Raw genomic sequence first — 18837 nt, 5'->3', positions numbered from 1 at the left:
CTGCTACGCGCCGCCCGCCGGTCGCCCGTGGATCCCGCCGGTCGCGCTCACTCCTGCGGGGTGGTCTCCGCGCGGATGACCTCCTGGGCGATCTGGAAGGCGCTGTTGGCGGCGGGCAGTCCGCAGTACACCGCGGTCTGCATCAGCACCTCCTTGATCTCCTCCGGGGTGAGGCCGTTGCGCAACGCGGCCCGTACGTGCACGGCCAGATCGCCGAGGTGGCCGCCGGCGACGAGCGCGGTGAGCGCGACGCAACTGCGGGTGCGGCGGTCCAGCGCGGGCCGGGTCCACACCTCGCCCCAGGCGTAGCGGGTGGCGAACTCCTGGAAGTCGCCGGAGAAGTCGTCCGCCGCGCTCAGCGCCCGGTCCACATGCGCGTCCCCCAGCACCTCCCGCCGCACCTTGAGACCCGTCTCGTACGAGTCGGGGCGTGCGGCGGGCTCCGGCTGGGCGACCGGCGCTATCTCCGCGACGGGACCGATGACCGGCGGGGTGAGGGCGGCGGGCGCGGCGGTCACCGACAGCGGCAGCGGGATGTGCCCGGTGCCGTCGGCGGGCTGCTGCCAGGCCGTGTCGAAGTGCCGCACCAGCAGATCGGTGACGGCGGCCGGCTGCTCCACCGGCGCCAGATGGGAGGCGCCCGGCACCACCGCGAGCCGTGCGTCCGGTATGCCCGCGACCAGGGTGCGGGCCTGCGCCGGCCCCGTCACCTTGTCCTCGGAGCCGACCAGGACCAGCGTGGGCACCCCGATCCGCCCCAGCTCGGCACGGATGTCGAAGGCGGCCAGTGCCTCGCATCCGGCGATGTAGCAGCCCGGGTCGGTGGTGCGCACCATCTGCACCGCCCACTCGGTGATCGCCGGCTGGTTCGCCACGAACCCGGGCGTGAACCACTGCTCGGGCGCGGTACGGGCGATGGGCGCCAGGCCGTTGGAGCGGACGATCACCCCGCGCTGCCGGAACTCGTCCGCCGTACCGAACCGGGGCGAGGCCGCGACCAGGGCGAGCGAGGCCACCCGCTGCGGGTGGCGCAGCGCCAGTTCCATACCGATGGCGCCGCCGAGGGCGCAGCCCGCGTAGCCGAAGCGGACCACGCCCAGCTCGTCGAGGACCTTGAGCAGGCGGCTCGCCAGGGCGTCGACCGAGTTCGCCGGGTGCGCGGGAGCGCCGCCGTGCCCCGGCAGATCGAACCGGAGCACGCGCCACTCCCGCGCCAGCTCCGGCACCTGCCGGTCCCACATGTGCCAGGTGGTGCCCAGTGAGGGACCCAAGATCAGCACTGGGGCGTCGTCCGGCCCGTCAAAGCGGTACTGCAGGGTCTTTGTCGGTGTCTCACTCACGCCCTGCACAGTCTCACATCTCCTGATTTCGCACGCGCCTGGGTCGCCGCCCACGCAACCCGTCCCCGCTTGTGGCGACTTCAGGGAGATCCGCCACGACGGGGTTGACAGCGGGGCCGCTTCGGTGGTGCGGGCGTCAACGGGCCGGTGGCTGCGGCTCGTTGACGGCGCGGTCCGCGGTGAGGCCGGTGAGGGCACCGACCGGGTCCGAGTCCGGGGTGCCGCGCGGCCACCAGTCCGACCGCCCGGGCTCCGACTCGTAGGCGTACCAGAGACCGTCGCGGCCCAGGCGGAGCTGAAGGTGGCCCTGGGGGTGGGTGAGGTGGTTGCGGTGCGGGCGGAAGGCGGGGAGGTCGGCGGCGAGGAGCGCGGGACGGGCCCGGTCGAAGCGGCCGGCGGGCGGATCCCAGGGCTCGTCCAGAACACGCAGGCCCGCCTCGCCGCCCTGGCGCCAGGCGGCGACCGCCCGGGACAGCTCCGCCGTATCGGTACCGATGGCTTCGGCGAGGGCCGCGTACAGGCTGCGGGTGGCGGCGGTCAGACCTGAGCCGGGGCGGGCCGCGGCCAGCCGTACCGCGTCCTGTCTGCGGGTCAGCCCGGCGACCGGGTCGCGGCCGGTGGCGAGCAGGATGTGGGCGCGGGCCGCGGCGTCGGTGGCGAGCTGATCGAGGGCGAACGGGTCGGGGCCCGCCTCGGCCGCCGGGTACGCAGGCGGGTGCTCAGGGCCGCGCGGCACCGGGAGCGGCGGTGGCAGCGGCGGCCGGACCCCGGCGGCGAAGGCCTCGGCGGCGCGCACCCCGGGGAGGGCGGCCGGCACCTCCTCCTGGTCGGCCGCGGCACGGGCGGCACTGCGGCGGGCCAGATCGTCCAGCAGCCGCTGCTCGCCGCGGCCCCGCAACAGCAGCAGTACGAAGGGGTCCTGGTCGAGCAGGAGGGCGGTGCGGTAGCAGAGGGCGGCGGCGTGTTTGCAGGGGTGACCGCGGTCCGGGCAGGCGCACTCCGGGTCCAGCTCACCCGGCCCCGGCAGCAACCGCACCCGGCCCTCCGCGAGCGACTGCGGCAACTCACGGTCGAGCAGCGCGGCCATCCTGGCCGGCTCCTCGGCCGCCGCGTCCAACAACTCGTCCCACTCCTCCTCGGCCAGCACCGGCAACCGGATCCGCACCCGGTACGGCCGGGGCCGACTGCCGTGCACATAGGCGAGGACCAGGCCCGGGGTGACGGTGACCGCGTCCACGCGCCCCTTGTCCGCATAGGACCGGCCCCGCGCCAGCCGCGCCGGATCAAGCGCCACCCGCTCCAACGCCTCCACCCAGGCCCGGCCCCACCAGCTGTGCGGGGCGCCTGTGCCCTGCGGGGTGCCGGGTGGCTCGCCGGGGGTGGGTGGGGGGAAGGTACGGCGCTCTCCAGCGGGGGTGGTCCCGGCGGCCAGGCGCTTCGGCAGCCGTCCGGAAGCACGCCTCCCCGACGCCCTTCCCGCGGCGGCACGACCGGCGCCGGCGGCCGGCACGTCCGACGTGCCCGACTCCGCCGCCGCCCGCCCGGTACGACGCGAACTCCGGCTCCCCGCCTGCACGATGGCAGCGGAGACGGCTGCCCGCCGGTCGGAACGGGGGTGGTGGGAGCGGGGGTGGTTGTCGGGGGGTACGGGGGTCGGCCCTGGGGCGGACCTCGGTGTGTGACCGGGGGCGGATTCGGGGGCGGGGCCTGGGGCGGATCGGGAGGGTTCGGCGGTGGTGGGCGCGGGGGGTGGGGTCGCGGTGTCCCCGGTCGCGGGGCCGGTGGTCGCGGGGGCCGGGGCTGCGGTGTCCGGGGCGGCGGTGTCCGGGCTCGCAGGGTCGGTGGTCGCGGAGGTCGTGGCTGCGGGGCACTCCGGCGCCGAGCCGGTGATCGCGGCGCCCATGGCCGCGGTGCCCGGGGTTCCTGCACCCGTCGGCGCGGAGCCTGTGGTCGCGGTGCCTCGGGCGTTCCGTTGCGCTGAGGCTGCGCGGGCTGCGGCTACGGCTGCGGCTGCCGCCCCGCGTTTCGGTGAGGCGCTGTGGTCCTGTGATGTGGCAGGTGGCGTCGGGGAGTTGGGATCCGGGGTGGCCGGATCGGGCGGGGTAGGGGCTGCCCTGCCCGGGGACCCGGGGCCGGTGGTCGCGGAGCCCGTGGTTGCGGGACCCCGGGCGTTCCGCCGCGCCGCGGCCGCGCGGGCTGCGGCAGCGGCAGCGGCTACGGCCCGTTTCGGTGCGGTGCCGCCGTCCCGCGGTGCGGCAGATGCCGTCGAGGCACCGCGATCCGGGGTGGCCGGATCAGGCGAGGCGGGGGCCGTCGCGGCGGACGTCCCGCCCTCGGGGAGGCCCCTGGGGATGCGGTGGCGGGCGGCGCGCAGGGCTCGGCGGGCCTCGTCGGCGGGACGGGGTGCCGAGGCCGGGGAAGCGGCGGCGCGCGATTCTCCGGCAGCCGCAGCATCGGTGCCCGCCTCCCCGGCGCCCGTTCCCTCGGTGCCCGTCTCCCCAGCGCGCGCCTCCCCAGCGCCCGTCTCCTCGGTGACGCTCTCCCTCTCCCGGGCCGACTCCCGTTCAGGGGGCGGTGGTTGAGGGGTCATGTCGGTCTCCGGAGGGCGACTAGGTCGGTGAGTTCGTGGTCGGTGAGTTCGGTGAGGGCCGACTCGCCGGAGCCGAGGACCGCCTCGGCCAGGGCACGCTTCGCGGCGAGCATCTCCGCGATGTGGTCCTCCACAGTGCCCTCGGTGATCAGGCGGTGTACCTGGACCGGTCTGGTCTGGCCGATGCGGTACGCCCGGTCGGTGGCCTGCTCCTCGACCGCGGGATTCCACCAGCGGTCGAAGTGCACCACATGACCGGCCCGGGTCAGATTCAGGCCGGTGCCCGCGGCCTTGAGGGACAGGACCAGGACCGGGGTGGCGCCGTACTGGAAGCGGTCCACGATCCGTTCCCGCTCGGGGACCGGGGTGCCGCCGTGCAGCAGCTCGGCGGGGACGGCGCGCCGCGCCAGGTGGGCGCCGAGGAGCTTGGCCATCCCGACGTACTGGGTGAAGACGAGGGCGGAGCCGTCTTCGGCGAGGACGGTGTCGAGGAGTTCGTCCAGCAGGTCGAGCTTGCCGGAGCGGCCGTCGAGGCGCGGGCCGGTGGCCGGGGGCTCCTTGAGGTACTGGGCGGGGTGGTTGCAGATCTGCTTGAGGGAGGTGAGGAGCTTGAGTACCAGGCCGCGGCGGGCGATGCCCTCGGCGGTCTCGATCGCCGCCATCGACTCCCGTACCACCGCCTCGTACAGCGCGGCCTGCTCGCGGGTGAGGGGGGCGGGGTGGTCGGTCTCGGTCTTCGGGGGCAGCTCGGGGACGATGCCCGGGTCGGACTTGCGGCGCCGCAGCAGGAACGGCCGTACCAGGCGGGCCAGCCGCTCGACCGCCTCCGGGTCCTCGCCGCCGGTGCCGTCGGCGACGCCGCCCTCCACGGCGCGGGCGTGCCGGGCGCGGAAGGAGGTGAGGGGGCCGAGGAGGCCGGGGGTGGTCCAGTCGAGGATGGCCCACAGCTCGGAGAGGTTGTTCTCCACGGGGGTGCCGGTGAGGGCGACACGGGCGGGCGCGGGCAGGGTGCGCAGGGCCTTGGCGGTGGCCGAGTACGGGTTCTTGACGTGCTGGGCCTCGTCGGCGACGGCCAGGCCCCAGGGCTGCTCGGCGAGTTGGGCGGCGGCGGTGCGCAGGGTGCCGTAGGTGGTGAGGACGAAGCCGCCGGGGGTGCCTTCGGTGACGAGGCCGGTCAGGTCGCGGGCGGCGCCGTGGAAGCGGCGGACGGGGACGCCGGGGGCGAAGCGGGTGATCTCGCGCTGCCAGTTCCCCAGGAGGGAGGCGGGGCAGACGACGAGGGTGGGCTCGGGGCGGGCGCGCCGCAGATGGAGGGCGATGAGGGTGACCGTCTTGCCGAGGCCCATGTCGTCGGCGAGGCAGCCGCCGAGACCGAGCGAGGTCATCAGCTCCAGCCAGGCCAGACCGCGCAACTGGTAGTCGCGCAGGGTGGCTCGGAGGCCGGGCGGTGGCTCGGCGGGGGCGGGGCCAGCGAGGAGGCGGTCCCGGAGCGCGGCGAGGGCGCCGACCGGCACCGTCTCGACCCGCTCGCCGTCGGCCTCGGCCTCGCCGGTGAGGGCCGCGGCCAGGGCGTCGACCGGGTCGAGCAGGCCCAACTCGCGTTTGCGTGCCTTGCGGACGAGGCCCGGATCGACCAGGACCCAGCGGTCCCGCAGCCGCACGATCGGCCGGTGCGCCTCGGCCAGGGTGTCCATCTCGGCCTCGCTGAGCGGCTCGCCGCCGAGTGCCAACTGCCAGTGGAAACGCAGAAGTTGACCGCTGTCCAGGATGTCGGTGCCGTCGGTGGCGGAGCCGGGCGCGGAGTGCAGGCGGGCGGTGGCGGTGAGGTCGCGGGCGAGGTCCCGGGGCCAGTGGACGGCGACTCCGGCGGCGGCGAGACGGGGCGCGGCGGCGCCGGGCAGCTCGGTCAACTCCCCTTCGGACAGGGCGAGGACGTCGGGTGCGTCCTGCTCGGTGAGGCGGGCCAGCGGAGCCCAGACCCGGGCGGCCCGGCGTACCGCGAGGGCGGTGTCGATCCTGGCGCGGGGGCCGAAGGCGGCGTCGGCCGCACCGGCCCAGAGGGCGGCGGCGTCGGTGACGAGGGTGGGATCGGCGAGGCTGTGCACCTGGACGACGGCGGCGCCCGCGTCCCGTGCCGCCGCGGCCCCTTCCTCCCGTGGGTGCCCGTCGAAGTGGTGGAAGGCGGAGAGGTCCAGGCGCAGGGAGATGCGGACTCCGGCGTCCATCCCGGCGGCGACCTCCGCGGCCCAGGCGCGGGCGCCCGGCAGCGGCTGCGGTGGCCAGGCCGCGAAGGGGCGGCCGAGCGCGTACTCGGCGGCCGGGGTCCGGGGCAGGGTGTCGGCGACCGCGTCCAGGAAGGCGCGGAGCAGGGCTTCCGGCTCGGGCAGGGTGAGCGGGCCGCCGCCCGGCAGCGGTACGGCGTGGCCTTCGGGTGGGAGGGCGGCGGCGATGGCGCGGAGGTGGGCCAGGTCCTCCGGGTCGAGCGGTCCGGCCCGCCAGGCGTCGTGCCCGGCGGGGGTGAGACCGGGCAGCAGCCGGCCGCGGGCGGCGAGGTGCAGGGCGTGCCGGGCGGCGGCGGACCAGCAGGCGGTGGCGGGGTGGGCGGCGGGGTCGTGGCGGGCGGCGGCGAGGGGGCCGAGGGCTTCGGTGAGGGGCAGCCGGAGGGCGGGGACCCGGGCCCGGCGGACACCGCGGCCGTGCCGCCGGACCACGGTCAGCTCGGTGGCCTCGGCGCCCGGAGGCGGTGCGGCGGCCCAGCCCGCGTCAGCCTCGGCGGGCGGCCCCGGGTCCCAGAGCGCGAGGTGCCCGTGGCGGGGCGGACCCGCGGGCAGGAAGACGGCGGCGAGCCGCACCGGCAGCACCGCGTCCCGCACCTTGACCCGCATCGGCCCTGCACCTCCTTCCCACGCGCTTCCCACCCGACAGGGCGGCGGCACCACGGCACGGCACTCCACCAGACCGGCACCGGCCCACGACCCCTCCGACTCTACGGGCGCCCACCGACAACCGGCCCTGACCAGTCCGTATGCCCTTGGCGGGCGGCGGCGGAGGTGGAGGGGAGGCGAGCGGAGAGTGTCGTTCCGCACCGGGGACGGCCGCACGGAACCGCCCATTCCGACCTCGCGCCGGACGTCGCGGCACCGGTCACCCGACCGTCAGGCCACCGCCGCCCCTCTCAGGGCGTCGTCCTGGAGACCAAGTACACCTGCGGATAGCGCGGGTTGGCGCGGTTGACGACCAACTGGACGGTGGGGCGGGGGGCTTGGAGCTTGACGGTGACCTGGGACCACTTGCCGGCGCCACTGAAGTCCCAGTCGGCGATCCGGCGGTCGCGGGCGGCGATGGCGTCGCGGCCGGGGCGGAGCTTGTCCATGCCGGAGCCCATGTCCCGCAGGAAGGCGGTGAGTCCGTCGTTGGTGGTGAGGAACTCCACGTAGAGGCGGCTCACCTTCCAGTTGTTGGTCTCGTAGGTCTGGGCGGCGCCGTGCTCGTACGGGAGGGGGACGTTGTAGAGGCGGCGCTGGAGTTTGGAGGGGGCGCCGCCGGTGAGGCCGGTGGCGGAGTATTTGTCCTCTTTGTCCCGTCCGCTGTTGCGGCTCTGGTTGGCGGAGATCACCAGGTAGCCGGCGGGGACGCCGATGAGCAGCACGATGATCAGCAGGGTGAGGGCGCGGCGCCGGACCATATGCCGGCGGTCCTCGACCGGGGACGACGCGGAGCCGGTCCCGGAGTCGGTTCCGGTGCCCGGGTCGGTCGGGGCGTCCGGCTCGTTCGGGTCGGTCGGGCCGCTGCGGGCATCGGTGTCGGTGTCGGCGGGGTTCACTGCTGGCTGTCCTGCGGGGTGCTGGGGGTGCGGCGGGCCTCGGCGTAGCGCTCGTAGCGTTCATAGCGCTCGACGCGGCGGCGCTTGGCGCGGCGGAAGCGGCGGGCGACGAGGCGGGCCAGATCGGCGGCGCCGACCATGCCGGCCTCGGGCCCGAGTTGGGCGCGGGCGATGGTGGCCTCGGGCCGGTAGCCACGGCCGGTGAGGTGGCGGCGGAAGGCGTCCCGGGCGGGGGCGATCAGCAGGTCGTCGGCGGCGCTGACCCCGCCGCCGATGACAAAGCCCTGCGGGTCGAGCGCGGCGGCGAGGTTGGCGATGCCTACGCCGAGCCACTGCCCGATGTCCTGGAGCAGTTCGACGCACATCGCGTCGCCCTCGCGGGCCAGTTCGGTGATGAGGGGGCCGGTGATGTCGGGGACGGAGCCCTGCACCCGCTCGATGATGTTGTGCGCCACCGGGGAGTCGGCCGCGGCCAGTTCGCGGGCCTCGCGGACCAGGGCGTTGCCGGAGCTGTACTGCTCCCAGCAGCCGCGGTTGCCGCAGGGGCAGCGGTGGCCGCCGGGCACCACCTGCATATGGCCGAACTCGCCCGCCACCCCGTACTTGCCGCGTTTGACCCGGCCGTCCTCCAGGATCGCGCCGCCGATGCCGGTACCGAGGGTGATCATCACCAGGTGGTCCTGGCCGCGTCCGGCGCCGAAGCGCCACTCGGCCCAGGCGGCGGTGTTGGCGTCGTTGTCGACCATGACGGGAACCGCGAGCCGGCCCGAGAGCCGGTCCCGGAGGGGCTCGTTCCGCCAGGACAGATGGGGGGCGAAGAGGACGCGGTTGCGGTCGGCGTCGACCCAGCCCGCGGCGCCGATACCCACCGCGTGCACATCGTGCCGGTCGGACAGGTCGAGGACGAGTTCCACGATGGTGTCCTCGACGGCCTGCGGGCTCTTGGACTTGTCGGGGGTCTCGGTGCGCACCTTCTCCAGGATGGCGCCGTCCGCGTCCACCACACCCGCCATGACCTTGGTGCCGCCGATGTCGATGCCGACGGTCGGGACCCGGGGCGCCGAGAGGTGGGAGCGGCGCTCGCGGGCCTGGACGGTCCGCAGCACGGTGGCCCGCGCTGCGCCCCTGGGTGTCACCCCGGCCCGGGCGGCGCCCAGGGCACGCGGCAGTGGCAGGTCGCGGTAGGTGCTCATCGCGCCGATTCTGCCTCACCCGCCCCCCGCGGCGCACAACGCGCCGCTCAGGGACGTACGGGTCACGGCCGGTCGGCGCCGGGCACCGGACGGCCGCCGAGGTGGGTGGGGACGGGGGCGCGTTCGAGTTCGTGGCGCAGGTCGTCCAGTTCGCTGCCGCCCGCCATCTGGCGGGTGAGCTCGTCCAGGGTGATCGCGTCGCGGAGGTGGCTGCCGGCCATGGTGCCGCGCTTGAGCAGGACGAAGCGGTCGCCCACCAGGTAGGCGTGGTGCGGGTTGTGCGTGATGAGGACCACGCCGAGGCCGGCGTCCCGGGCCGCGGCCACGTACTTGAGGACGACGCCGGACTGCTTGACGCCGAGGGCGGCGGTCGGCTCGTCCAGGACGAGGACCTTGGCGCCGAAGTAGACGGCGCGGGCGATGGCCACGCACTGGCGCTCGCCGCCGGAGAGGGTGCCGATGGGCTGGTCGACGTCGCGCAGGTCGATGCCCATGCGGAGCAGTTCGGCGTGGGTGGTGGCGCGCATCCGGGCCACGTCCAGCCGCTTGAGGGGGCCGCGGCCGCGGGTGGGTTCGGAGCCGAGGAAGAAGTTCCGCCAGACCGGCATCAGCGGGACCACGGCGAGGTCCTGGTAGACGGTGGCGATGCCGCGGTCGAGGGCTTCGCGGGGCGAGCCGAGGCGGGTGTCCTCGCCGTCGATGCGGAAGTCGCCGCCGTCGTGCCGGTGCAGTCCCGCGATGATCTTGATCAGGGTGGACTTGCCGGCGCCGTTGTCGCCGAGGACGCAGGTGATCTCCCCGGCGTGCACCTGGAGCGAGACGCCTTCCAGGGCGCGGATGTTGCCGTAGAACTTGCTGACGTCCGCGAGCTCCACCAGCGGACCGCCGGCCGAACTCACCGCCTCCGCGGGGCCGTTGGGCTCGTCTTCGGTCATGTCGCTCATGCGGTCGCCTCCGCGCGCTTGCGGACCCATGCGTTGAGCAGGGTCGCCAGGAGCAGCATCGCCCCGAGGAAGAACTTGAACCAGTCCGGGTCCCACTCGGCGAAGACGATGCCCTTGCTGGTCATGCCGAAGATGAGGGCGCCCACCGCGGAGCCCACCGCGGAGCCGTAGCCGCCGGTGATGAGGCAGCCGCCGATGACGGCCGCGATGATGTAGATGAGCTCGTTGCCGACGCCCTCGCCGGACTGCACCGCGTCGAAGGAGAACAGCAGATGCTGCCCGGAGACCCAGGCGCCGAAGGCGACGCCGAGGTAGAGGCCGATCTTGGTGGCGGTGACAGGGACGCCGACCGCGCGGGCCGCGTCCTTGTTGCCGCCGACGGCGAAGATCCAGTTGCCGGCGCGAGTGCGGAGCAGGATCCAGGTGGCGGCGGCGACCAGCAGCAGCCACCACACGATGGTGATCTTGAAGTCGACGCCGCCCAGGGTGAACGTGGAGGCGAAGAGGGCGCGGGCCGAGTCGAAGCCCTCCATGTCGGAGATCGACTTGGTGGAGACGGTGCCGCTGATCAGCTTGGTGAAGCCGAGGTTCAGCCCGGTCAGCATCAGGAAGGTGCCGAGGGTGATGATGAAGCTGGGCAGCCTGGTGCGGGTCAGCATCACCCCGTTGAAGGCGCCGATGGCGAGCGTGGCCAGCAGGGAGACACCGACGCCGACCCAGACATTGGCCGTCATCTGGTAGCTGAACATCGAGGAGACCAGCGCGGAACTGGTCACCAGCACACCCGCGGACAGGTCGAACTCGCCGCCGATCATCAGCAGCGCCACCGGCACCGCCATGATGCCGATGGTGGACGCCGCGTAGAGCACGGTGGAGAGGCTGCCGGCGCGCAGGAAGCTGTCCGCGGCGAAGGCGAAGAACACGAAGACGGCGAACGCGCCGACGACGGAGCCGAGTTCGGGCCGGCCGAGCAGCCGGCGCAGCGGCGAGGTCCGCAACAGCCGTTCGTCGGCGGCCTGTTCGGCGTCGGGCGATGGCGCCGGGGCGGTGACGGGGCCGCTCATCAGCGGGTACCCCGCTTCGTGTAGTCGGCCAGCGCCCCGGCGTCCTTCTCGGTGATGATCTGCGGTCCGGTCAGTACGGGCTTGCCGCCGCCGAGCACGTCCTTGTTGTAGCGGTAGAGCCACAGCAGGTCGACGGCCTGATAGCCCTGGAGGTAGGGCTGCTGGTCGACGGCGAAGCCGAGGGTGCCGGCCTTGAGGGCGGCGGCCACCTTGGCGTTGAGGTCGAAGGTGTCCACCTCGGCCTTGCTCCCGGCGTCCTTCCCGGCCTGCACGGCCGCGTCGGCGAAGGGCGCGCCCAGGGTGAGGACGGTGTCGATGGACTTGTCGGCCTGCAACTTGGCCTGGATGGACGCCCGTACGTCGGGCATGTTGGTGCCGTCCACGTAGAGGCTCTGCATCTTGCCCTTGAAGTGGGACCTGGCTCCGGCGCAGCGCTGCTCGTGGCCGACGTTGCCCTGTTCGTGCAGGACGCAGAGGGCCTTCTTGCGGCCGCGCTTGTTCAGTTCGTCGCCGACGGCCTCACCGGCGACCGTCTCGTCCTGCCCGACATGGGTGAGGGCGCCGAACTTCTTCGACTCGGCGACCCCGGAGTTGACGGTGATCACGGGGATGCCGGCCTTCTCGGCGCGGGCCACGGCGGCCTTCATCGCGTCCGGTTTGGCGAGGGTGACGATCAGGCCGTCGACCTTCTTGTCCACGGCGGCGTCGATGAGCTGGGCCTGCTGCTGGGCCTCGTCGTGGTGCGAGTAGAGGAACTTGATGTTGTCCTTCACCGCGGCCTGCTTGGCGCCGCTCTGGACGATGTCCCAGAAGGTGTCGCCGTCACCGGAGTGCGTCACCATGGCGAAGGTCCAGCGGGGGGTGTTCACCGCGGCCCTGCCCTGGGCCGCGGCCGCCTTGCGGGCGTCCTCGGCGCGCTTGCCGCCGGTACTGCTGCACCCGGCCAGGGAGAGGCCGAGGGCTCCCGCCAGCGCGAGGCTTGCCCAGGTCCGAAACCGTGCCACGTGGTCGCTGCCCTTCTGCTGTTCCTACGTGTCGTCGCACCCGCCGCCGGGTCGGCGCCGGGGGGCCTGGTCAGCGGCCCGGTCCCCCAGTATCGGACACCGGTGACCGGGGCCCGGCCATCGGGTACCGCCGGTGGGAACGGGCTCCGGCAGGGCTGCACGAGTTGTAGCGGCGGCGGCACGCTACGTCAATGGTTTGCCCGTACATGACGATCCCGGGGCGGGGGCCGGAGCGGTGTTCGAGCGTACGGCCCGCGGGGGGAGGTGAGATTGACAGCGTGAAGTGGCCCGGTCACGTTGGGTGGATGCGCATCGGACTGATCGGGACGGGCCGGATCGGCGGCTTCCACGCGGCCGCCCTGAGCCGCAACCGCGAGGTGGGCTCGCTGCTGGTCACGGACGCCGACCCGGAGCGGGCCACCCGGCTCGCCCGGCGGCTCGGCGCGGTGGTCGCCCCGAGTGCGGACGAGGTACTGGCCTGGGGTGTGGACGCCGTGGTGATCACCACCGCCACCGCCGCGCACGCCGAACTGATCACCCGGGCCGCACGGGCCGGGCTGCCGGTGTTCTGCGAGAAGCCCGTCGCGCCCGACCTGGCGGGCACCCTGGCCGCCCTGGCCGAGGTCGAGGCGGCCGGCACCGTGCTCCAACTCGGCTTCCAGCGCCGCTTCGACACCGGCTACACCACGGCCCGGGAGGCGGTACGCGCCGGCAAGCTCGGCCGGCTGCACACCGTACGGACCGTCACCTCCGACCCGGCGCCACCGCCCGCCGCCTATCTGCCGCTCTCCGGCGGCCTGTACCGGGACTGCCTGGTGCACGACTTCGACGCGCTGCGCTGGATCACCGGCCGCGAGGTGCGGGAGGTGTACGCCGTCGGCTCGGACGCGGGCGGCGAGATGTTCCGCGCGGCGGGCGACGTGGACACCGCGGCCGCCGTCCTCACCCTCGACGACGGCACCCTCGCCACCGCCACCGCCACCCGCTGCCACGGCGCCGGATACGACGTACGGATGGAACTGGCCGGGGAATGGGACCAGTTGGCGGTGGGGCTGGACGACCGTACGCCGATCGCGTCCACCGAACCGTCCGGGCCGCCGCCCGCCGAACGGCCCTGGCCCGGCTTCCTGGAGCGGTTCGCCGCCGCCTACGAGGCCGAACTCGCCGCGTTCGTGGACGTGGTACGGGGCGAGCGGGCCAATCCCTGCGACGGGCGGGAGGCACTGCACGCCCTGCGGATCGCGGAGGCCTGCGCACTGTCCCGCACCCACCACCGCCCGGTCGCCCTCACCGAGATCCCCGGCGGCCCCTGACCAGCGCCGCTCAGATCTCGCCGCGCACCATCGCCAGCAGCCGGTCCAGTACGGCCGCGTCGGCGCGGAGCCCGTCATGGGCATGGGCGTTGGTGATCCAGGGGCGCAGACCGCGGATCCGGGCGGCGGTGGCCAGCGAGTGCTCCCGGTCCACGAACATGTCGTCGTGGTAGACCGCGGCCGCCACCGGCACCGTGTTGCGGGCGAGGCGGCCGGGGTCGTAGAGGGCGGGCCAGTCGGTGCGGCGGGCGAGGCGGTCGGCGGCCTCGCGCAGCGGCACCAGCGCCGGGTCCTCCTCGAAGTGCCAGGGGTAGATCATCTCGCCGGTGAAGCGCAGCGGCCCGCCGCCGTCCGCGTCGAAGGCCGGGAACTCCGCCCGCGTCCGGTGCGCCGACCAGTCGGTGGCCCGGCCGCCCTGGGCGTAGATCGGCTCGTGCAGCAGCGCGTAGAGCGGGCGCGGCGCGAAGGACAGCACCGAGTCCAGGCCGCGCAGAAACGGGTCGGAGAGCGCCGGTCCCGCGGGGGTGCCGACGAAGGCGCACTCCAGCAGGTAGTGCAGGGTGTCGAAGCCGGAGGCGGTGCCGAAGGTGATGCCGGCGCTCTGGAAGCGCCGCACGCTCAGCCGCTCCCCCGAGGGCATCCGCACCTCGTGCGCGGCGAGATGGGCGGCGACCGCGTCCGCGAGGCGCTGGTCGCCCGGATAGCGCGCGAAGTAGCGCTCGTTGTGGGCGAGGGTGCGGGTGTAGGCGGCGCGGTAGACGTCGTCGGCGTGACCGTCGAGGGCGGGCAGCCCGCCGGTGACGCACACCTGCCGCAGCCCCTCCGGCGCCAGCCCTAGATAGGTCACCGCGCAGAACCCGCCGAAGCTCTGCCCCAGGACGCTCCACGGCTCCTCGCCCTGGAGGTGGCGCCGCAGCGACTCGGCGTCCCGCACGATGGAGTCGGCCCGGAAGTGGCTCAGATACTCCGCCGCGTCCCCGTGCCCGGCGAGGGTGGTGCGGTCGGCGGGCGTCGAGCGCCCCGTACCGCGCTGGTCGAGCAGCACCACCCGGTACTCCTTGAGGGCCCGCGCCAGCCAGGCACCGGGCGCGTTCGGCCGGTCGGCCCGCCCGCCGGGTCCGCCCTGGAGGAACAGCAGCCGGGGCAGCGCCTGTTGCTCCCGCCCGGCGGCGACCACCTCGCGGGCGAAGATCCGGATGGTCCGGCCGTCGGGCCGCGCGTGGTCCAGCGGCACATCCAGAATGTGATCGGTACAGACCATGCCGTCGTGCCGGTAACTCACAGGCCCCTCGGCAGGGGCCGGACCGGTCGGGTGCGTGGTGTCGGGCGCAGCGCTCATCGCCCCCTTCGATACCAGGTCCGGTCGACGCGGCACCAGGTCGTGTCACGGAGGGCGTCAGCTCCTCTCGCCGCGCCCTGCCGCCACCGCCACCTCGTGCTCGCGCTCCCCGAGCGCCGCCAGTCTCTCCCGGGCCTGTTCGTGCGGGAGTGGGAAGACGGCCGGGGCGGGGTGGGGGTCCCGTCCCGGCCGCCGTTGTGGGGCCCGTCAGCAGCCGAAGTCGACCAGATCGAAGGTCGCGTAGTGGTCGGAGGTGTAGTAGTCCTCCTGGCTGCGCTCGCCGGTGACGATGCGCTTGGCACCGCGGGTCGGGGAGCCGGGGGTGATGACCGTGTACTCGTGGTAGTAGCCGGTGTCCTGGTCCGGCAGGACGCCCTCACGGTTCTGGAAGACGGTGCCGTCCTGCTTGTAGGGGAAGGGGCCGCCCTGGTCGATGAGGTCCAGGGTGTCGTGGGCCTGGGAGGGCAGCTCGGAGTAGCAGATGTCGCCGGCCGACCGCACCTGGTGGGAGACGGCGGTGGCGTGGTGGACGGGGGACGGTGCGGCGTTCGCGGCGGCGACGGAGCCACCGGCGAGCAGTGCGACGGCGAGGACAGGGGCGCTGAGAATACGTGGGGGGAATCTCATGACTCTTAGCATGACGCGCGTAGACCATGGGGTGTCAATGACAAGTACACGGATTTCTCCGGGTGTTCACGATGTTCACTCGCGGGCCTGAGTGGAATTTGAGAATCCGGCCGGACGGTCCAGCGGGGTGTGGGCCTGCGTTCCCCGGGCCGCGGTGCCCTGACCTGCCGTCAGCCGGCGTGGGTGGAGAAGAGGCCGCCGGTGGGGCCCTGCTTGTCGCCGCCCTGTGCCTTCTTGAGGGCGTTGGCCAGGCCCTCGATGGTGAGCGACTGGAGGATGACCCGGCCGTCGCCCTCCAGGGTGGCCAGGGAGAGGCCCTCGCCGCCGAAGACCGCGTTCATCAGGCCCTGCCGGTTGAGCCCGCCGACGCGCTCGACGCCGTATCGGATGCCCTCCTCGAAGGCGACCACGCAGCCGGTGTCGACCTCGATGCGGCCGCCGAACTCCGCCGGGTTGAGGTCGATGAAGTTGCCCGCGCCGCAGATGATGACGGTGCCGTGGCCGGTGAACTTCTCCAGGATGAAGCCCTCACCGCCGCTCATCCCGGTCCGCCCGCCCTGGAAGGCGATACCGAACTCGACGCTGGACTCGGCGGCCACGAAGGCGTCCTTCTCCGCGAACCAGGCCCGGCCGCCGCTCACTTCGAGGGCGCGCATCTCCCCGGGCAGCACCCCGGCGAAGCCCACCGTGCCCTCGGCGCGGCCCGCGGTGAAGTACTGGAAGGCCAACGACTCGCCGGCCAGGGCGCGTTGGCCGACCTGCATGGCGGTGCCCATGGCCTGGCGCAGCATCCCGCCCATGCCGCCGCCCCCGCCGCCCTGCTGGCCGCCGCCCGGGCCGCCGGGTCCGGAGAGCCGGGTCTCCATGCTGACGTCGGTGGTCTTGAAGAGGAACTTGCCCGCCTCGCAGTACACGGTCTGGCCCGGCTGCAGGGTGACCACGGCCATCTGCATGGCGTTGCCGACGATCTCTTGGTGCAGCGTCACGGGCGGGCTCCTCGGCGCGTACTCGATGCTTCCGCCCGGCCCAACGAGCGGACGCCCGCGGCGGTTCCCCATCCGCCCGGGGCGGGCGTCAACCCGCCCCGGGCCGTGGGGAGTTCAGCCCGGGGGTGTCAGCCGAGTTCCTGGTGGCGGGCGGTCAGCCGGGCGATGCCGTACTCGGTGAGGCCGCCGAAGAGGCGCAGGCGGGAGAAGCCGCCGTCGGGGTAGATGTCGATGCGGGCGTGGGTGCCGCGGACCGGTTCGGCCGGGACGAAGCGGTGGTTGGTGTCGGGCTGGAGGCGGGTGCGGGGCAGCACCTCGACCCACTCGCCGCCCTCGCCGTCCTTGACCGAGACGGAGGCCCAGCCGCCCGCGTTGCCCTTGAGGTAGGCGGTGTCGATCTCCAGGGCGCGGATCTCGCTGTGCCCGGCGAGCTTGTACTCGATCCAGTCGTTGCCCTGGTCGCGGCGGCGGCGGGTCTCCCAGCCGTCGTCCATCTTGCGGGAGCGGCCGGGCTGGATGGTGTTGACGGGCGAGGAGTAGAAGCGGTTGGAGGCGTCCTCGACGCTGCCGCCGTTCTCCAGGGCCACCACGTCGAAGGTGCCGAGCGCCCGCACCCACGCCGGGTCCGGTACGACCTCGCCGTGGACCCGCAGACGGGCGATGCCGCCGTCGGGGTGCTGGCTGACGCGGAGGTGGGTGAAGCGCTGCTCGACCTCGACGGTGAAGCCGTTGGCCGCGTGGCCGCCGACCGCGGTGCGGGGTACCAGGGTGGTCCACTTGACGTCGTCGGCGAGGAGTTCCTCGGGGGTGGGGGCGCCGTCCACGGCGACCGCCTCGACGGAGACGGCCTGCGGGTAGTTGCCGCGGAAGTGCGCGGTGTCGACGACGATGCCGCGGATGACGCCGGGGGCGCCGAGGCGGACCAGGGCCCAGTCGTGGTCGCCCTCGGCGGGCCAGGGGTGCTCGGCCGAGACGCCACGGCGGCGGCGGGTCTCCCAGCCGTCCATGACCTTGCCCTTGTGGCCGAAGGCCTCCGGGTCGAACTCGGCGCGCCCGGGCAGCAGAAGGTTCTCGCGCTGGGCGAAGAACTCGTCGTTGGCGGCGATGACTCCGGCGCCGAGCTGACGGTCGGCGAGGTTGGCGTAGCGGGTGAAGGGGAGGTCGGTGGAGCGGTAGTCGGCGTACGGGTCGCCGCCGCCGTAGGGGTTCGCGTCGCCGGTGAAGGTCTGGTTCGCCGTCACGTTGATCAGTTCTTCCTTTCCAGGAGTCGGCCGGTGGGCTCGGTGAAGGTGGCGCCGGCGGCCGGGTCGGCCGTGTAGATACGGCGGCCGCGGAGCCAGGTCTCGCGCACCACGCCGTGCAGGGTGCGGCCCGCGTAGGCGGTGATGCGGTTGCGGTGCTGGAGCTCGGCGGGGTCCACGATGAAGGTGGCTTCGGGATCGAGGACGGCGAAGTCGGCGTCGCGGCCGGCCTCGATGGCGCCCTTGCCGCCGAGGCCGGCGAGCCGGGCGGTGCGCTCGGACATCCAGCGGACCACGTCCTCGACGGTGTGGCCGCGGCGCCGCGCCTCGGTCCAGACGGCGGCGAGGCTGAGCTGGAGCGAGGAGATGCCGCCCCAGGCGGTGGCGAAGTCCTCGGTCTTGAGGTCGACGGTGGAGGGCGAGTGGTCGGTGACCACGCAGTCGATGGTGCCGTCGGCGAGCGCCGCCCACAGCAGGTCCTGGTTGGCGGCCTCCCGGATCGGCGGGCAGCACTTGAACTCGCTTGCGCCGTCCGGGACTTCCTCGGCGGTCAGGGTGAGGTAGTGCGGGCAGGTCTCGACGGTGAGGCGGACGCCCTCGCGCTTGGCGGCGGCGATCAGCGGCAGCGCGGCGGCGGAGGACAGATGCAGTACATGGACCCGGGCGCCGAGCCGCTTGGCCAGGGCGATCAGGCCCTCGACGGCGGTGTCCTCGCTGCTGTGGGGGCGGCTGCTGAGGAAGTCGGCGTAGCGGGGGCCGCTCCGGTGGGGGGCGGCGGCGAGCTGCCGCGGGTCCTCCGCGTGCACGATGAGCAGGCCGCCGAAACCGGCGATCTCCCCCATGGACACGGCGAGTTGGGCCTGGTCCAGCTCGGGGAACTCCTCGACGCCGGAGGGCGAGAGGAAGCACTTGAAGCCGAAGACCCCGGCGTAGTGCAGCGGCCGCAGGTCCTTGACGTTGTCGGGCAGGGCGCCGCCCCAGAAGCCGACGTCGATATGGGCCTTGCCGCGGGCCACCTCCTGCTTGGTGCGGAGGTTGGCCGTGGTGGTGGTCGGCGGCAGGGAGTTGAGCGGCATGTCGATGAGGGTGGTGATGCCGCCGGCGGCCGCGGCGCGGGTGGCGGTCCAGAAGCCCTCCCACTCGGCGCGGCCCGGGTCGTTGACGTGGACATGGGTGTCGACCAGGCCCGGCAGCAGCATGGCGTCACCGGTGTCCTCGACGCGGGCGCCCTCGGGTACGTCCGCCTCGTAGGGCAGGACGGCCTCGATGCGGCCGCCGGAGACGGCGACCTGGGCCGCGCGGACCCCCTCGGGCAGGACGGCGCGGCGGGAGCGCACCACCAGTTCGACCTCGGACACCCGGACCCCTCTCGG

At 74.0% G+C, this 18837-nt stretch carries 14 protein-coding genes; 1 reads left to right on the top strand and 13 read right to left on the bottom strand.

The window, feature by feature from the left end; genetic code table 11:
- Window positions 1-47 precede the first annotated feature (47 nt).
- From pcaC to ACFVST_RS16645, 8 genes are all read right to left on the bottom strand, one after another.
- Window positions 48-1340 carry a 4-carboxymuconolactone decarboxylase gene (gene pcaC / locus ACFVST_RS16680; protein WP_390151720.1) on the bottom strand — a complete coding sequence of 431 codons (1293 nt, stop codon included), beginning with the start codon at window positions 1338-1340 and terminating at the stop codon, window positions 48-50.
- 136 nt (window positions 1341-1476) lie between these two features.
- Window positions 1477-2634 carry an SWIM zinc finger family protein gene (locus ACFVST_RS16675; RefSeq protein WP_390151717.1) on the bottom strand — a complete coding sequence of 386 codons (1158 nt, stop codon included), beginning with the start codon at window positions 2632-2634 and terminating at the stop codon, window positions 1477-1479.
- A gap of 1292 nt (window positions 2635-3926) precedes the next feature.
- Complete coding sequence (locus tag ACFVST_RS16670; RefSeq protein WP_390151714.1) at window positions 3927-6815, bottom strand: DEAD/DEAH box helicase; 2889 nt, start codon at window positions 6813-6815, stop codon at window positions 3927-3929.
- Window positions 6816-7105: 290 nt separating this feature from the next.
- Entirely contained in the window at window positions 7106-7753 is a 648-nt protein-coding gene (locus tag ACFVST_RS16665; RefSeq protein ID WP_390151712.1) for a sugar kinase, read from the bottom strand.
- The gene (locus ACFVST_RS16660; protein ID WP_390151710.1) at window positions 7750-8946 is read right to left on the bottom strand and encodes an ROK family glucokinase; all 1197 of its coding nucleotides are present in this window, start codon (window positions 8944-8946) and stop codon (window positions 7750-7752) included. Before ACFVST_RS16660 ends, ACFVST_RS16665 begins: the two co-directional genes overlap by 4 nt.
- Before the next feature lie 62 nt (window positions 8947-9008).
- Complete coding sequence (locus tag ACFVST_RS16655) at window positions 9009-9881, bottom strand: ATP-binding cassette domain-containing protein (RefSeq protein ID WP_390151850.1); 873 nt, start codon at window positions 9879-9881, stop codon at window positions 9009-9011.
- Between the two features lie 5 nt (window positions 9882-9886).
- Window positions 9887-10954, bottom strand: a complete 1068-nt coding sequence (locus ACFVST_RS16650; RefSeq protein WP_390151707.1) for an ABC transporter permease — start codon at window positions 10952-10954, stop codon at window positions 9887-9889.
- Complete coding sequence (locus tag ACFVST_RS16645) at window positions 10954-11958, bottom strand: sugar ABC transporter substrate-binding protein (RefSeq protein WP_390151704.1); 1005 nt, start codon at window positions 11956-11958, stop codon at window positions 10954-10956. Before ACFVST_RS16645 ends, ACFVST_RS16650 begins: the two co-directional genes overlap by 1 nt.
- 305 nt (window positions 11959-12263) lie before the next feature.
- On the opposite strand from ACFVST_RS16645, the gene ACFVST_RS16640 reads away from it, so the two are divergent.
- On the top strand, window positions 12264-13271 hold the full coding sequence (locus ACFVST_RS16640; protein WP_390151701.1) for a Gfo/Idh/MocA family oxidoreductase: 1008 nt from the start codon (window positions 12264-12266) through the stop codon (window positions 13269-13271).
- A 10-nt stretch (window positions 13272-13281) separates the two neighbouring features.
- Here the strand turns inward: ACFVST_RS16640 and ACFVST_RS16635 are convergent, their stop codons facing one another.
- The 5 genes from ACFVST_RS16635 to allB form a co-directional block, all read right to left on the bottom strand.
- Complete coding sequence (locus ACFVST_RS16635) at window positions 13282-14610, bottom strand: alpha/beta fold hydrolase (RefSeq protein ID WP_390151698.1); 1329 nt, start codon at window positions 14608-14610, stop codon at window positions 13282-13284.
- A 207-nt stretch (window positions 14611-14817) separates the two neighbouring features.
- The gene (locus ACFVST_RS16630) at window positions 14818-15237 is read right to left on the bottom strand and encodes a ribonuclease domain-containing protein (protein ID WP_390151696.1); all 420 of its coding nucleotides are present in this window, start codon (window positions 15235-15237) and stop codon (window positions 14818-14820) included.
- 170 nt (window positions 15238-15407) lie between these two features.
- Entirely contained in the window at window positions 15408-16223 is an 816-nt protein-coding gene (locus ACFVST_RS16625; protein WP_390151693.1) for an AIM24 family protein, read from the bottom strand.
- Between the two features lie 128 nt (window positions 16224-16351).
- Window positions 16352-17464 (bottom strand): allantoicase, encoded by a 1113-nt coding sequence (gene alc, locus ACFVST_RS16620; protein WP_390151690.1) that lies wholly within the window; start codon window positions 17462-17464, stop codon window positions 16352-16354.
- Window positions 17465-17469: 5 nt separating this feature from the next.
- Window positions 17470-18822, bottom strand: coding sequence for an allantoinase AllB (gene allB / locus ACFVST_RS16615; protein WP_390151687.1), 1353 nt, complete (start codon window positions 18820-18822; stop codon window positions 17470-17472).
- Window positions 18823-18837 lie beyond the last annotated feature (15 nt).

It is taken from the genome of Streptomyces sp. NPDC058045 (assembly GCF_042885635.1).
Lineage (GTDB): Bacteria > Actinomycetota > Actinomycetes > Streptomycetales > Streptomycetaceae > Streptomyces.
This window is presented reverse-complemented; position numbering and strand designations above follow the sequence as displayed.

Bases quoted from the DNA above. Each gene is read 5' to 3' on its own strand.
- ACFVST_RS16640 (WP_390151701.1), top strand. From the start codon at position 12,264: ATGCGCATCGGACTGATCGGGACGGGCCGGATCGGCGGCTTCCACGCG.
- ACFVST_RS16650 (WP_390151707.1), bottom strand. From the start codon at position 10,954: ATGAGCGGCCCCGTCACCGCCCCGGCGCCATCGCCCGACGCCGAACAG.
- ACFVST_RS16670 (WP_390151714.1), bottom strand. From the start codon at position 6,815: ATGCGGGTCAAGGTGCGGGACGCGGTGCTGCCGGTGCGGCTCGCCGCC.
- ACFVST_RS16635 (WP_390151698.1), bottom strand. From the start codon at position 14,610: ATGAGCGCTGCGCCCGACACCACGCACCCGACCGGTCCGGCCCCTGCC.
- ACFVST_RS16660 (WP_390151710.1), bottom strand. From the start codon at position 8,946: ATGAGCACCTACCGCGACCTGCCACTGCCGCGTGCCCTGGGCGCCGCC.
- ACFVST_RS16655 (WP_390151850.1), bottom strand. From the start codon at position 9,881: ATGACCGAAGACGAGCCCAACGGCCCCGCGGAGGCGGTGAGTTCGGCC.
- ACFVST_RS16630 (WP_390151696.1), bottom strand. From the start codon at position 15,237: ATGAGATTCCCCCCACGTATTCTCAGCGCCCCTGTCCTCGCCGTCGCA.